At 62.8% G+C, this 14038-nt stretch carries 12 protein-coding genes and 6 tRNA genes; all 18 read left to right on the forward strand.

All coding sequences use genetic code 11. The annotated features are described in order from the left end of the window. Positions 1 to 4: 4 nt before the first annotated feature. The 18 genes from recN (at position 5) to rpoB (ending at position 14026) form a co-directional block, all read left to right on the forward strand. Complete coding sequence (gene recN / locus NZ993_06660) at positions 5 to 1711, forward strand: DNA repair protein RecN (protein MCS7155475.1); 1707 nt, start codon at positions 5 to 7, stop codon at positions 1709 to 1711. A gap of 39 nt (positions 1712 to 1750) precedes the next feature. Further along, a complete protein-coding gene (gene cysS, locus NZ993_06665) occupies positions 1751 to 3223 on the forward strand; it encodes a cysteine--tRNA ligase (protein MCS7155476.1) in 1473 nt (490 codons plus the stop codon). Between the two features lie 69 nt (positions 3224 to 3292). Then, entirely contained in the window at positions 3293 to 4351 is a 1059-nt protein-coding gene (locus tag NZ993_06670; GenBank protein MCS7155477.1) for a flippase-like domain-containing protein, read from the forward strand. Between the two features lie 65 nt (positions 4352 to 4416). Then, the gene (locus NZ993_06675) at positions 4417 to 5136 is read left to right on the forward strand and encodes a phosphoribosyltransferase family protein (GenBank protein ID MCS7155478.1); all 720 of its coding nucleotides are present in this window, start codon (positions 4417 to 4419) and stop codon (positions 5134 to 5136) included. A gap of 31 nt (positions 5137 to 5167) precedes the next feature. After that, positions 5168 to 6304: a tetratricopeptide repeat protein gene (locus NZ993_06680; GenBank protein ID MCS7155479.1), complete on the forward strand. Its 1137-nt coding sequence runs from the start codon at positions 5168 to 5170 to the stop codon at positions 6302 to 6304. Positions 6305 to 6431: 127 nt separating this feature from the next. Further along, positions 6432 to 6504 (forward strand) — tRNA-Thr (locus tag NZ993_06685). A gap of 24 nt (positions 6505 to 6528) precedes the next feature. Then, positions 6529 to 6612, forward strand: a tRNA-Tyr gene (locus tag NZ993_06690). A gap of 9 nt (positions 6613 to 6621) precedes the next feature. Continuing rightward, a tRNA-Gly gene (locus tag NZ993_06695) sits at positions 6622 to 6694 on the forward strand. 12 nt (positions 6695 to 6706) lie between these two features. Beyond that, positions 6707 to 6779, forward strand: a tRNA-Thr gene (locus NZ993_06700). 8 nt (positions 6780 to 6787) lie between these two features. Then, positions 6788 to 6860 (forward strand) — tRNA-Trp (locus NZ993_06705). A gap of 9 nt (positions 6861 to 6869) precedes the next feature. Beyond that, positions 6870 to 6943, forward strand: a tRNA-Cys gene (locus NZ993_06710). Positions 6944 to 6986: 43 nt separating this feature from the next. Then, positions 6987 to 7169 (forward strand): preprotein translocase subunit SecE, encoded by a 183-nt coding sequence (gene secE, locus NZ993_06715; protein MCS7155480.1) that lies wholly within the window; start codon positions 6987 to 6989, stop codon positions 7167 to 7169. A 14-nt stretch (positions 7170 to 7183) separates the two neighbouring features. Continuing rightward, positions 7184 to 7741: a transcription termination/antitermination protein NusG gene (gene nusG, locus NZ993_06720; protein MCS7155481.1), complete on the forward strand. Its 558-nt coding sequence runs from the start codon at positions 7184 to 7186 to the stop codon at positions 7739 to 7741. A 132-nt stretch (positions 7742 to 7873) separates the two neighbouring features. Next, positions 7874 to 8299 carry a 50S ribosomal protein L11 gene (gene rplK / locus NZ993_06725; protein MCS7155482.1) on the forward strand — a complete coding sequence of 142 codons (426 nt, stop codon included), beginning with the start codon at positions 7874 to 7876 and terminating at the stop codon, positions 8297 to 8299. Positions 8300 to 8351: 52 nt separating this feature from the next. Continuing rightward, the gene (rplA, locus tag NZ993_06730; protein MCS7155483.1) at positions 8352 to 9050 is read left to right on the forward strand and encodes a 50S ribosomal protein L1; all 699 of its coding nucleotides are present in this window, start codon (positions 8352 to 8354) and stop codon (positions 9048 to 9050) included. 18 nt (positions 9051 to 9068) lie between these two features. Next, positions 9069 to 9590, forward strand: a complete 522-nt coding sequence (gene rplJ / locus NZ993_06735; GenBank protein MCS7155484.1) for a 50S ribosomal protein L10 — start codon at positions 9069 to 9071, stop codon at positions 9588 to 9590. Positions 9591 to 9624: 34 nt separating this feature from the next. Beyond that, a complete protein-coding gene (gene rplL, locus NZ993_06740) occupies positions 9625 to 10008 on the forward strand; it encodes a 50S ribosomal protein L7/L12 (GenBank protein ID MCS7155485.1) in 384 nt (127 codons plus the stop codon). Positions 10009 to 10171: 163 nt separating this feature from the next. Then, complete coding sequence (gene rpoB, locus NZ993_06745; GenBank protein ID MCS7155486.1) at positions 10172 to 14026, forward strand: DNA-directed RNA polymerase subunit beta; 3855 nt, start codon at positions 10172 to 10174, stop codon at positions 14024 to 14026. Positions 14027 to 14038 lie beyond the last annotated feature (12 nt).

Below are 14038 nucleotides of genomic sequence, written 5' to 3' on the forward strand. Positions count from 1 at the left end.
GACGATGCTGCGGACGCTCTACATCCGGGATTACGCCCTGATAGAGGAATTGGACGTATCCTTCGGCCCCGGGCTCAACATCCTAACCGGAGAAACCGGGGCCGGCAAGTCCATCCTGATCGGCGCCCTAAAGCTTCTGCTGGGCGATCGCGCAAGCCCGGATCGCATCCGCAAGGGCGCCTCTAAGGCCATCTTGGAGGCAACGCTGGATGTGCTCCCGGACGACGAACGCGTGCGCCGCTACCTGGCCGAGCAGGGCATCGAGGCGGAATCGACCCTTTGCCTGCGTCGGGAGATCAGCCCCAACCAAAGCCGAGCCTTCGTAAACGATACCCCCGTCACACTGCCCGTGCTGCGGGAGCTGGGCTCTTATCTGGTGGACCTGCATGGCCAACACGAACATCAATCGCTTCTGCGCGTAGAGCAGCATGGCTACCTGCTGGACAGCGTATCGGGCTTAGGCCCGCAGCTAGAGGCCTATCAGGAGCGCTATCGCCGCTACCAGGCCCTGCTGCGGCAACGGCAGGCGCTGGAGGAGAGGGCCAAGCAGATGCGCGAGCGGCGCGAGCTGTACGCCTTCCAGGCTCAAGAGATCGACGCCGTAGCCCCCTCTGTGGAGGAGGAGGCGGCTCTGGAGGCCGAGCGCCGCCGGTTGGAGAACGCCGAGCGCCTGTATGCGAGCACAGCCCAGCTGCGGGCTTTGCTGAGCGAATCCGAGGGAGCGGTCCTGGGCCAGCTGGCCACCTCGGCTGAGGAGCTAGAGGAATTGGCCCGGATTGATGCGGCCTTTGCTCCGTGGTCGCGCGAGCTGCGCTCGGCTCTGGTAACCTTGGAGGAACTGGCCCGTTTTCTGTTGGACTACCAGGGCCGCATCGCCTTCGATCCGGAGCGCCTGGAGGCGATCCGAGGGCGTCTGGGCGCCTTTGAACGGCTAAAGCGCCGCTACGGAGGCGCTCTAGAGGCGGTGCTCCTCTACCGAGAGCGAATCGGACGCGAGCTGGAGGCCGCAGACCAGTACGAAGCCGAACGCGCCCGCCTGGAAGAGGCGCTCGGCGAGTGGGGCAAAAGCTTATCGGAGGCCGCCTGGGCCCTTTCGGAGGCCCGTCACAGGGCCGCCGGCGCAATAGAATCGGCCGTCGTGGCCGAGCTAGTGCAGCTCGGCATTCCGCATGCCCGCTTTGCGGTGCGCCTAGAGCGGGAGTCCGACCCGGAGGGTTGGGTGCAGGGCCCAGATGGGCGCCGTTACGCGGCTGGCCCCCGGGGCATAGACCGGGTGGAGTTCCTCATCAGCACCAATCCCGGTGAGGATCTCAAGGAGCTAGCGCGCATCGCCTCCGGGGGCGAGATCTCCCGGATTATGCTTGCCCTCAAACGCATCTTGGCCCGCAGCGAGCGCCTGCCGATTATGGTCTTCGATGAGATCGATACGGGCATTTCCGGTGCGATCGCGGCCAAGGTGGGCCGCAGCTTAAAGGAGCTAGCCCAATTTCATCAGGTGATCGCCATCACCCACCTGCCTCAAATCGCCTCTCAAGCCGATCTTCACTTCCTTGTGGAAAAGGTTCTGCATAAAGGCCGAGCCGTAACGCGGCTGCGGCTTCTGGAGGAATCCGAACGCCCATACGAGATCGCCCGTTTGCTCAGCGCAGACGCCGTGACGGAAAAGGCCCTCGAGAGCGCTCGAGAGCTTTTGCAGGCCGCCCGCTGTTGAAAAAAGCCCCTTCCTAACAGGAAAGGAGCGTGTCGCCATATGAGTGCGCTTTACGTCTACAACACGCTCACGCGCCAAAAGGAGGCCTTCCAACCCTTGGACCCGGCGCTTGTGCGCGTCTACGTCTGCGGCCCAACCGTGTACGACCACGCCCATCTCGGGCATGCCAAAAGCTACGTGAGCTTCGACGTCATTCGGCGTTACCTCGGCTACCTGGGCTATCGGGTCCGATATGTGCAGAACATAACCGACGTAGGACACCTGATGGGCGATGCGGACGAAGGAGAGGACAAGCTTCTGCTGGCCGCCCGGCGCGAGAAACTGGAGCCTATGGAGGTCGCCGAAAAATACCTGCGCAGCTTCACCGAGGATATGGAGCGGCTGCGGGTTCGGCCCCCGGATATCCAGCCTCGCGCCAGCGGGCATATTCCGGAGCAGCTGGAGCTCATAGAGCGCCTGCTGGAGCGCGGCTACGCCTACGTGGTCAACGGATCCGTCTACTTTGATGTGAGCAAGGACCCCGATTACGGCAAGCTTTCGGGCCGGCGCATAGAAGAGCTCTTAGCCGGTTCTCGAGAGGGGCTTGAGGGGATGAGCGAAAAACGCCATCCCGCCGACTTCGCCCTCTGGAAACGGGCTGAGCCCGGACATCTGCTGCGCTGGCGCAGCCCATGGGGGATTGGCTATCCGGGCTGGCATATTGAGTGCTCGGCCATGAGCATGCGATACCTGGGGCCCCAGTTTGACATCCACGGAGGGGGGCTGGAGAATCAGTTCCCGCATCACGAATGCGAGATCGCCCAAAGCGAATCGGCCACGAGCCTGGAGCCCTTTGTGCGCTACTGGTTGCACAACAACATGGTCACGGTGGGCGGTCAGAAGATGGGCAAATCTCTGGGCAACGCCATCTACCTTAAGCAGCTCTTTAGCGGCGAGCACCCCCTTTTGGAGCAGGGCTACGATCCGCTGGTGGTGCGGTTTTTCATCCTGCAAAGCCACTATCGCAGCCCGCTTGATTTCTCCAACGAGGCCCTGCAGGCGGCCGAGCGGGGCTGGGGGAACCTCGCCGATGCCGTGCGCCTGCTCGAGGAGGCATCCTCGGGCGAGGGTTCGCCCTTGGATGCCGAGGTCTACCGGCTGCGCCTGGAGGCGGCCATGAACGAGGACTTCAATACGGCGCAGGCCCTGGCCGTGCTCTTTGAGCTGCTCAAGGAGACGCGGGCGCGCCTGCTGGCCGGACAGGCACCGGCCAACCTGGAGCAGGTGCGCCTGCTTGTACGCACTTGGCTGGATGAAGTCCTGGGCCTATGGCCTCCCCTGGAGTTGCGGACACCGGCCGAGCCACAGCTACGGGCCCTTCTGGAGCTTGTGCTCGAGCTGCGCCAGCGGGCTCGAGCGGAACGCCGCTGGGAGCTCGCCGATGCGATCCGAGACCGGCTGGCCCAGATCGGCATCGAAGTGCAAGATACCCCCCAAGGGCCGGCTTGGCGCTTTCGGCCCCGGCCAAGCTAGGGATCTCGTTGCGCAAAAGCCCGCTTGGGCCTACCTTATGTTGTTTCGGATACAAGGGGTCGCCTGAGGGTGCATCCGTCAGCCTGGTTGCGCAGGCAGCGCCTGTCCCGACGGCATCTGTTTACGCCGCTTCTTTTGAGCTTGGGCGTGCTCGTTGGGATCGCCATTGGCCTTGGCGAGCCAAGCCCGTGGCATCTGCTGCGGGGCGCTTTTGACGGACGCTGGCTCGCCGTGGCGCTGTTGTTGCTGGGAGCCTCTCTGGGGCTGCGCACCCTACGGCTGCGCTGGCTTGCCGCCGGGCGGCTCTCATGGCGCGCGGCTTGGCGGGTGCAGCTTTGGTGGGAGTTTGCGGGCACCGTTACGCCCTCCAGCATCGGTGGGGCCCCGGCGGCTGTATACTTTATGTGCCGCGAGCGCATGCGCGCGGGAGTGGCCTCCTCTGTGGCGCTTCTGGCCGTGCTCTTCGATCAACTGTGGCTGGCCACGCTCGTCTTCGCTCTTTGCGTAAGCGCCTGGTATGTGCCGCTTTTCCCGCTGGGGGGGGCGCTTAAAGGAGGAGCTGTCCTGTTGCTAGCCCTGCCGCTCGGATGGACCGGCTTGTTGGGCTATCTGGTGCTGCGTCCGGATTGGATTCCACGCATCGGGCAGCGTATCTGTCGGCTTGGGCTTTTTAGACGCTATCAGGAGCTTGTGCAGCGGGAGCTGCAGGAGCTTGTGGTGCGCTCCCGGGAGTTTCGTAGGCGGCCTCTGGGGTTTTTCTTCAAAGGGTACGCGCTCACGCTACTGGTCTGGTTGACCCGCATGGGGGTGTTGTTGGCCGTGGTGGCCAGCCTGGTGCCCTCCGCGGACTGGCTGCTTCTGTTTTTGCGTCAAGCTCTGTTGCTGCTAGGAGGCCTTCTCATTCCCACCCCAGGGGGCAGTGGAGGCGTGGAGGGGCTCTTCATGCTGCTCGTAGCGCCCCTGCTACCCCGTGCTTTTCGTGTGCCCATACTAGGACTGTGGCGTCTGCTGACGTATCATCTCCTCGTTCTAAGCGGCCTGGGTCTGCTGGCGCGTCAGGTGCGCAAGGGCCGCACAGCTTGCAGACGCGCCATGGCGCCGCTGACCCCGCAGGTGGAGTATTCGTAGCCCCCTTAGCCGTAACATCGCTTCTGGCTCCCAGATCTTACCTGCGAAGAGCAGGGCAAGGTCTTATGCGGCTGCTATGGCGCGCCCTAAGGCATTGGGTTTTTCCGGACCTTTGCCTGGCCTGCGGAGAGCGACTCAGAGCTGAGGAGGTGCGCATATGCCGTCTTTGTCTGGCCACCTGGCCCCGGGCCGACCTGGAGCGGGTGGGGCTTCCGGGGCCCTGGCGGGCGCGGGCTCTGGATTGGGTCACGGCCGTGTGGGTATATGATGCGCAGGATCGGGTGCAGCGGGCGGTGTATGCGCTCAAGTACCGAGGGTTTTCTCGACTCGCCTGGGAGTTAGGGCCCATACTAGCAGAGCAGGTCCGCGAACGCGCTCAAGAAGTCGGCCTAAGGGCTTTGGTGCCCGTCCCGCTTCATCGCCGGCGGCTGCGAGAGCGCGGCTATAACCAGAGCGAACGCCTAGCCGAGGCCGTGGGGGCCGTCTTGGGGCTTCCGGTCTGGAACGCGCTGGAACGTCTTCGTCCCACGCGCTCCCAGACCGGACTTGGTCCCTCGGAGCGCCTGCAAAACGTTCAAGGGGCCTTCCGGGTCCGAAATGGGGAGGACCTGCGCGGTTTGAGGCTATTGCTTGTCGACGATGTGCTGACCACGGGGGCCACGCTTGCCGCCTGTGCGCAGGCGCTCCGGATGGCCGGAGCCGATTGGGTGGGCGGGCTCGCGTTGGCCACCGTGCCGAGCAACGTCGCTCGTTCCCTCTCGCCTGAAGCCCATAGGACCAAGTAACTTTGTCCGGTTCAAGCTATACTAAAGACACGTGTCGCGGCATTTTTCTGCGCGTTCGATTCGGCCGGAGGCCCAGCGTCTGTTTAGACGCGCTCAACGGCTGCATGAACAGAGCCGATTTTGGGAGGCGGCTCGCCTATACATACAGGCTGCTAGTCGAGCCCAATCCCAGCCCGATCTGCGCGCCCGGGCTTATCTCGGGGCCGCGCATGCGCTGCGTCTGGTGGGCCGCTTCCGTCAAGCCCTAGGCTGTTACACCAGGGCGCAGGGGATCGCCTCGGTCGCCGCTCAAGAGGACCTAGCTGTGGATGCGCTTGTAGGGGGCGCCATGGCTCTGCGGGCTCTGGGACGCCTTGAGGAGGCGCATGCGCAATTTTCCGCTGCGCTGGCCTTTTATCAGGGTCACCGGGACGAGGAGGGTCGGGCCTACGTCTTGTGGGGGCTCGGGGGTCTGTTGCGGCTTAAAGGAGACTTTCTTGCGGCTCAAGCGCATCTAGAGGAGGCCTTGGAAATTTGCACGCGCACCGGTCAGCCCGAGGCCGAAGCGTACGTCCGATGCGCTCTGGGGGGGCTAAGCCGCATGCGGGGCGCCTACGAGGCCTCCTTGGAACAGTACGAAAGGGCCGATGGGCTTATGCGCCGGAATGGAGACCTCTTCGGTCAGGCCTACGCGGCCTGCGGGGTGGCCAATGCGCACCGGATGCTAGCCCACTGGGATGAGGCGCTTCGGTGTTTTGCGCGAGCTCAAGAGCTGTACCGCCAAATCGGAGACCGCGTCAGCTACGCCTACACCCTCTGGGGGGAGGGCACGCTCTGGAAGGTGCGGGGGGAGCTCGATGCGGCTCGGTGGCGTTTTCGCGAGGCGACCGCCCTTTTTCGGGCTACGCAAGATAACCGGGGGCTGGCCTACGCGTATCTGGGACTAGCGGAGCTGGCCCTTCTGGAGGGTCGCGCGCTGGGGCGCGCACGTCGATACGTGCAGGCGGCTTGGGACCGAGCTAACCGACACGGATACCGCTTTGAGCGCCTGCACGCCGAGCTGCTGACTCTGTGCCTAGAGGGTGAACGTTCCCAAGAGGTCGAAGGGCGCCTACGCGCCGCCTATCGGGCTTGTGGCTCGGGATGGTTGGAAAATCAGGAGCTTGCTCTGCCGCTCAACATCCCATAAAGCCGGCCGAAACGTCCTTGACAAGCTAAAAAGGAGGCGGTTAACTTTGTCGACGCGCTTGTATGCGCTTGATCCGATAAGCGCAACGCGCTGTAACGTCACGCCCCTGACGTGTTCTATCTAAGAGGCTGGCGTAGCTCAACAGGTAGAGCGGCTGACTTGTAATCAGCAGGGTGAGGGTTCGAGTCCCTTCGCCAGCTCCGTCTGGTGGGCTTATGGTGAACGGGCAGGTACCGAAGCGGCCAAACGGGGCAGACTGTAAATCTGCTGGCTTCATGCCTTCGGAGGTTCGAATCCTCCCCTGCCCACAGGGCTAAGCGGGTGTAGCTCAGTTGGTAGAGCGCGAGCCTTCCAAGCTCGTGGTCGCGGGTTCGAATCCCGTCGCCCGCTCCCCAGAAACGAGCCAACGTAGCTCAGTCGGCAGAGCACTTCCATGGTAAGGAAGGGGTCGCCGGTTCGAATCCGGCCGTTGGCTCTAGCCCTACGGGTGTAGCTCAACTGGCAGAGCAGCGGTCTCCAAAACCGCAGGTTGGGGGTTCGAGTCCCTCCACCCGTGCCGGCGTGGGGCGACGTGGCCGAGCGGTCAGGCAGAGGTCTGCAAAACCTCCTACGGCGGTTCGAATCCGCCCGTCGCCTCCAGGAGCAGCACTTCGCGCCCCACGACGCGAAAGGAGTCCGATCCATGCAGAAAATCCGCCAGTTCTTCGAGGACGTCGTTCGGGAAATGAGCAAGGTCAATTGGCCCTCGCAGCAGGAGCTGCGAGACAACACCGTCGTGGTGCTCATCTTCTCCCTGCTGTTGAGCCTGTTTATTTTCGTCTCCGATGAGTTGTTCACGCTTGGCCTAGAGGCCATTCTGAAATAAGGGTTTGTCTGGAGATGGCTGCGACGACGGAAGGGCTGCGCAAGTGGTATGTGGTCAAGACCCGCACGGGTCAGGAGAGGAAGTTCGTCGCCTACATGGAGCACGAGCTGCGCCGTTCTAGGAGTCTGCAGGAGAAGGTGGGGCAGATACTGGTGCCGGCGGAAACCGTAGTGGAAGTGCGGGGGGGCAAAAAGCGTATGCGCGAGCGCACCTTTTTCCCCAGTTACGTACTTCTGGAGGCGGTTTTGGATAATGAAGTGAAGCACGTGGTGTTGAGCTCCAGCGCCGTTTTAGGATTTTTGTCCACAGGCAAAGAACCTACCCCCTTGCGGCCCGAGGAGGTGAATCGCATCCTGGGGCGTGTCGACGAGGCCCGTCAGGGAGGAGTCGTAGAGGTCCCGTTTCGGCCCGGGGAGTGGGTTCGCATCACGAGCGGTCCCTTCCAGGATTTTGAGGGCACCGTGGAAGAGGTTAACCCCGAAAAGATGAAAGTCAAGGTCATGGTCTCCATATTCGGCCGTAAAACCCCGGTCGAGGTGGATTTCTCCCAGGTGCGCGCGCAAGACGAGTGAACGCAACCGTGCCCGTCTCCTATGTCTTCCGGGCGCTGTTCCTTCAGGTCCTCTCAGGGCAGCCGGAAGAGGGCTTCTCGTAGGCAGACGGCGCGTGTCCATAGATCCTCGAACCGATAAGCGGTAGACGTCATGGCTAAGAAAGTCGTCGGATACGTCAAACTGCAGATCCCGGCGGGGCAGGCCACGCCGGCTCCGCCCGTGGGTCCGGCCCTGGGTCAGCGCGGCGTGAACATCATGGAGTTCTGCAAGCAATTCAACGCGCGCACTCAGGACAAGATGGGGCTGATCGTCCCCGTCGTGATCACCGTCTACGCGGACAAGTCGTTTAGTTTCGTCGTCAAGACCCCTCCGGCGCCGGTGCTGCTGAAGCGGGCCGCGGGCATCGAGAAGGGCTCCGCAGAGCCCAACCGCACCAAGGTGGGCACGGTCACCTGGAAGCAGATCCGGGAGATCGCGGAGATGAAGATGCCCGATTTGAACACGGACTCCCTGGAGGCCGCCATGCGCATGATCGCCGGCACAGCCCGGAGCATGGGCATCACGGTCGTAGAGTGAGCCTAGGCGGAAGACGGCCTTGAGGCCGTCGCTTAAGACCGCGGAGGGAATCATGCCAAAACGTGGGAAGAAATACCTCGAAGCGCTCAAGAAATTCGAACCCAACCGGGAATACAGCCTCGAGGAGGCAGCCCGGTTGGTCAAGGAGGTCTCCTATACGCGGTTTGACGCTTCAGTCGACATGGACGTGCGCTTGGGCGTCGACCCCCGGCACGCCGATCAGATGGTGCGCGGCTCGGTGGTGCTGCCGCACGGCACGGGCCGCACCGTGCGCGTGCTCGTCTTGGCCAATCCGGCCAAACAAGATGAGGCGCGCGCTGCAGGAGCCGACTACGTGGGCCTAGAGGACTACATTCAGAAGATCCAGGAGGGGTGGGCGGATGTGGACGTGATCATCGCCACGCCGGATGTAATGCCTCAGCTGGGGCGTCTGGGCAAGATCCTCGGCCCCAAGGGGCTTATGCCCAACCCCAAGAGCGGCACCGTGACGATGGATGTAGCCGAGGCCGTCAAGGCCGTAAAGGCGGGTCGTATCGAGTTCCGCGTCGATCGCTACGGGATCATCCACGCTAGCATCGGGCGCGTCTCTTTCCCGCCGGAGCACTTGGTGGAGAACGCCAAGGCCTTGCTGAAGGAGATCCTCCGCCTACGGCCCGCGGCGGCTAAAGGGGCCTACGTGCGCTCCCTGTACCTGGCTCCCACGATGGGACCAGGGATCAAGGTCAATCGGGCGGTGCTGCAGAACCTGTAAGGCGCCAAGGAGCGAAGCATGAATCGAGCGGAGAAGACCCAGCTTATCGAGCAGCTGGTGGAGAAGGCCCAGCAGGCGCAAGGTATCTACGTGGTCGACTTCTCCAATATGACCGTGCTCGAGGAGTGGGAACTGCGGCGCGCTTTCCGGAAGGCGAACGTGGAATATCGCGTCGTCAAAAACACCCTGTTGCGCATCGCCTTGGAGCGCGTCGGCGGCCATGCGGGGCTGTTGGCGTACCTGAACGGGCAAACCGCGGTGGCCTTCGGCTACGCCGATCCCATCGCCCCGGCCCGGTTGATCAAGGAGTACGCCCAGCAGAACCCCAAGCTGCGCCTTAAAGCGGCTAGTTTGGGTGGAGAAGTCTTCGACGGGGCGCAGCTGGAACAGCTGGCCGCGATGAAGTCCCGCCAAGAGCTGATCGGCGACCTGGTGGGGCTGCTTTTGGCCCCAATCCAGAACGTACTGGGCGCTCTTACGGCGCCAGGCGCCCAACTGGTGGGCGCACTGCGCACGCTATCGGAGCGCGAAGCGGCGTAGAAAAGTCAACAGCAGAAGAAAGGAGCTCATACCTATGGCGGATTTGCAAGCCCTCGCTGAACAGCTGGTCAATCTGACCATCAAGGAGGCCAGCGAGTTAGCCAAGATCCTAGAGGAGCAATATGGCATCAAACCGGCGGCCGCTGCCGTGGCGGTGGCGGCGGCTCCCGCGGCCGGGGGTCCGGCGGAGGCGGCCGTGGAGGAGAAGACAGAATTTGACGTCATCCTCAAAAGCGCCGGGCCGAACAAGATCAACGTCATCAAAGAGGTGCGCGCCATCACCGGTCTGGGCCTAACGGAGGCCAAGGCGCTCGTCGATGGCGCCCCCAAAACGGTCAAGGAGGGCATCTCCAAACAGGAGGCCGAGGAAATCGCCAAGAAGCTGCGGGATGCCGGGGCCGAGGTCGAAATCAAGTAACCGGCGCCTCCCCAAAGAGAACGCCTGCTATTGCGCGGCACTCGGCTCCGGGCTACTCGGAGCCGAGGCCGCCTTGTTGTCTCGCTTTGGGGAACCGTCGCCCTATCGGGCCGGTTTCTACAAAGACATTTCATGCTTAACCCAACAATCGGCGTGAGCGCACATGAGCCAGCCTGAGCTCTCCCCAAACGGTCGCCACACGGTGACCTCCTCCGGGCGCATCTCCTTTGCCCGCATTCAGCCCGTGATCGACTATCCGGATTTCCTGTCGGTGCAGTTGGAATCGTTTCGGGAATTTCTCCAAGAGGACGTGCCGCCTGAGGAGCGGCGGCGCGTGGGCCTGCAGGAGGTCTTCCTGGAGAACTTCCCCATTCAGGATTCGCGCGAAGAGTACACGCTGGACTTCCTCCACTACACGATCGAACCCCCCAAGTACACCATCGAGGAATGTCAAGAGCGGGGCCTGACGTACGCGGTCACGCTCAAGGCGAGGCTTCGGCTTTCGTTCGTGCCCAAGGACGAGCCTGAGCTGGCCGAGCCGCCCATCGAGCAGGACGTGTACTTGGGCACGATCCCGTACATGACCGAACGGGGTACTTTTATCATCAACGGCGCTGAGCGGGTCATCGTCAGCCAGCTGCACCGCTCCCCCGGGGTGATCTTTGGGGAGTCCCTGCATCCCAACGGCACGAAGCTTTACACGGCGCGCGTGATCCCCATGAAGGGCTCGTGGCTGGAATTTGCCACGGATGTCAACAACGTCATGTGGGTGTACATCGACCGGAAGAAGAAGTTTCCGGTCACCATGCTGCTACGCGCCCTGGGCTGGAGCACCAACGAAGATATTCTGCGGCTGTTTTCGTTGTCGGAGGAGATCCGCCTTACCACGCGGGCTGAGTTCCGGGATAAGGCCGTGGGGCGCGTGCTGGCCACGGACGTCGTCGTGGAGGCTGAGGTTGAGGAAGTAGACGAAGACACCGGCGAGGTGCGTTTGCGCGAAGAGCGCCGCGTGCTGCTCTACAAGGATCACGTCCTAAGCGAGGCGGACTACGATCTATTGCGCGATGCAGGGGTTCGGGCTGTACACGTCAAGCGGCGCGATGAGGAGATCACAGACGAAAGCGAGATCCTGCTCAACACCCTAAGCCGGGATCCCACGCGTTCGCAGCAAGAGGCCCTGGAGTACATCTACCGGCAGCTACGTCAAGGCGAGCCTCCAGATCTGGAGACGGCCCGGCAGACCATCGAGCGGCTTTTCTTCAACGAGAAGAAATACGACCTGGGTGAGGTGGGCCGCTATCGGATCAATAAGCGGCTGCGCGTGAACGTGCCCATCCACACGCGCACGCTCGCGCACGAGGATCTGATCGCCATCATCCGGGAGCTTATCGATCTCCTTAACGGCAAGGCTAAGGTCGACGATCAGGATCATCTCTCCAACCGGCGCGTGCGCACCGTAGGGGAGCAACTTGCGGCCCAATTCGGGGTGGGGCTGGCTCGGATGGCCCGCACCATTCGGGAGCGGCTCAACATCACCGAGGGCGAACAGATCCGCCCCTCGGATCTGGTGACGGCGCGCACGATCACCAGCGTAATCAACAGCTTCTTCGGCACCAATCAGCTCAGCCAGTTCATGGACCAGACCAACCCGCTGGCGGAGCTGACCCACAAGCGCCGCATGTCCGCCCTAGGTCCGGGCGGGCTGACGCGTGAACGGGCCGGTTTTGAGGTGCGCGACGTGCACTACACGCACTACGGCCGACTCTGCCCTATTGAGACCCCTGAGGGTCCGAACATCGGGCTCATCTCCTCGCTGTGCGTGTACGCGAAGGTCAACCGCTTCGGGTTCTTGGAGACCCCCTATCGGATCGTACGCGACGGCAAGGTTACAAGCGAAGTCCGCTGGCTTTCGGCCGAGGAGGAGGACGAGACGATCATCGCGCAGGCCACCACGCCGATAGACGCCGAGGGCCGAATTCGAATCGACCAGGTCCGGGCCCGCAGCGAGGCCGACTACCCGGTGGTCTCTCCGGATAAGGTCGAATATGTCGACGTGGCGCCCAACCAGATCGTAAGCGCGGCCGCGGCGCTCATCCCCTTCTTGGAGCACGATGACGCCAACCGCGCCCTGATGGGCTCAAACATGCAGCGGCAGGCCGTGCCCCTGCTCCGAACCGAGGCCCCCATCGTGGGCACGGGCCTTGAGGAGCGCGTCGCGCGCGACTCACGCGCGCTCATTTTGGCCGAGGCCGATGGCGTCGTGGAGGCCGTCGATGCCACGCGCATCGTGGTGCGCTACGATCGCTCTCCCGAAGAAGAACTGGTCTCTTTCGATCCGCCCACCAAGACGTACCGGCTCATCAAGTTCCGGCGCACCAACCAGGACACATGCATCAACCAGAAGCCGATCGTGCGCCCGGGTGATCGGGTCAAGAAGGGGGATGTCTTGGCCGACGGCTACGCCATCGAGCGCGGCGAATTGGCCCTGGGCAAGAATGTGCTGGTGGCTTTCATGCCGTGGCGCGGCTACAACTTCGAAGATGCCATCGTCGTAAGCGAACGCCTGGTGGCCGAGGACGTCTTCACCTCCGTGCACATCGACGAGTTCGAACATCAGGTGCGCGAGACCAAGCGGGGTGAAGAGGAGTTTACGCGCGAGATCCCGAACGTCTCCGAAGAGGCCACCAAGCATCTTGACGAGAACGGGATCATCCGCGTCGGGGCTGAGGTCCGGCCCAACGACATCCTGATCGGTAAGATCACCCCGAAGGGCGAGACCGACCCCACGCCCGAAGAGAAGCTGCTTCGAGCGATCTTCGGCGAGAAGGCTGGGGAGGTCAAGGACGCCTCCCTAAAGGCCCCTCCTGGCCTATACGGGGTGGTGATCGACACCAAGCTCTTTAGCCGCAAGAAGAAAGACGGAGCCGTCAAACGGGACGAGAAGCAGCTTTTGGCCGAGCTCGAACGCCGCCATAAACAGGAGCTAGCCGAACTGAACCGGCTCTTCTATGAAAAACTCTTCAAGCTCGCCGAGGGCAAGCGCTCTCTGGGGGTGCGTACCAAAGCCGGGGAGCTTCTGGTGCCTGAGGGCGCCGTCATCACCCGGAAGGCCTTCGCGAACCTGTTGCCAACCCAATTAGATGGCAACGCCGACTGGGTGGAGGACCGGGACACGAACCGGCTCATCCGGCGCCTGCATCGCAACTACATGAAGAAGTACCAGGAGCTGGAGGCCGCCTTCAAGCGCGAGCAGTTCTTCATTATGGCCGGCGATGAGCTGCCCAACTCCGGCATTTTGCAGCTGGCCAAGGTGTACGTGGCCAAAAAGCGCAAGCTGCAGGTGGGCGACAAGATGGCCGGTCGGCACGGCAACAAGGGCGTCGTGGCCAAGGTGGTGCCCGTAGAGGACATGCCGTTTCTGGAGGACGGCACGCCCGTAGACATCGTGCTCAACCCCCTGGGCGTGCCCAGCCGCATGAACTTGGGTCAGATCTACGAGACGCTCTTGGGATGGGCCGGTAAAAAGCTCGGCGTCAAGTTCGCCACCCCGGTCTTCGACGGGGCCACCTATGAAGACGTCAAAGAGTGGCTGCGCAAGGCCGGCTTGCCCGAAGATGGCAGGGTTTGGCTCTACGACGGACGCACAGGCGAGCGGTTAGACCGCAAGGTCACCGTTGGCTACATCTACATGATGAAGCTCAGCCACATGGTCGAGGACAAGATCCACGCCCGCTCCATCGGGCCTTACTCGCTAATCACCCAGCAGCCCCTGGGCGGAAAAGCCCAGTTTGGGGGGCAGCGCTTTGGCGAGATGGAGGTCTGGGCCTTGGAGGCCTACGGGGCGGCCAACGTGCTGCAGGAGATGCTCACCTACAAATCCGATGACGTGCAGGGCCGATCCAAAGTCTATGAGGCGATTGTGAAGGGCGAAAACCTCCCCGAATCTGGGGTTCCGGAATCCTTCAACGTGCTCGTGCGCGAGCTTATGGGTTTGGGGCTGGAAGTGCGCATCGAATAAGCCAAAAAGGAG

The sequence above is a fragment of the Bacteroidota bacterium genome (assembly GCA_025059945.1).
Classification (GTDB): Bacteria; Bacteroidota; Rhodothermia; order JANXDC01; family JANXDC01; genus JANXDC01.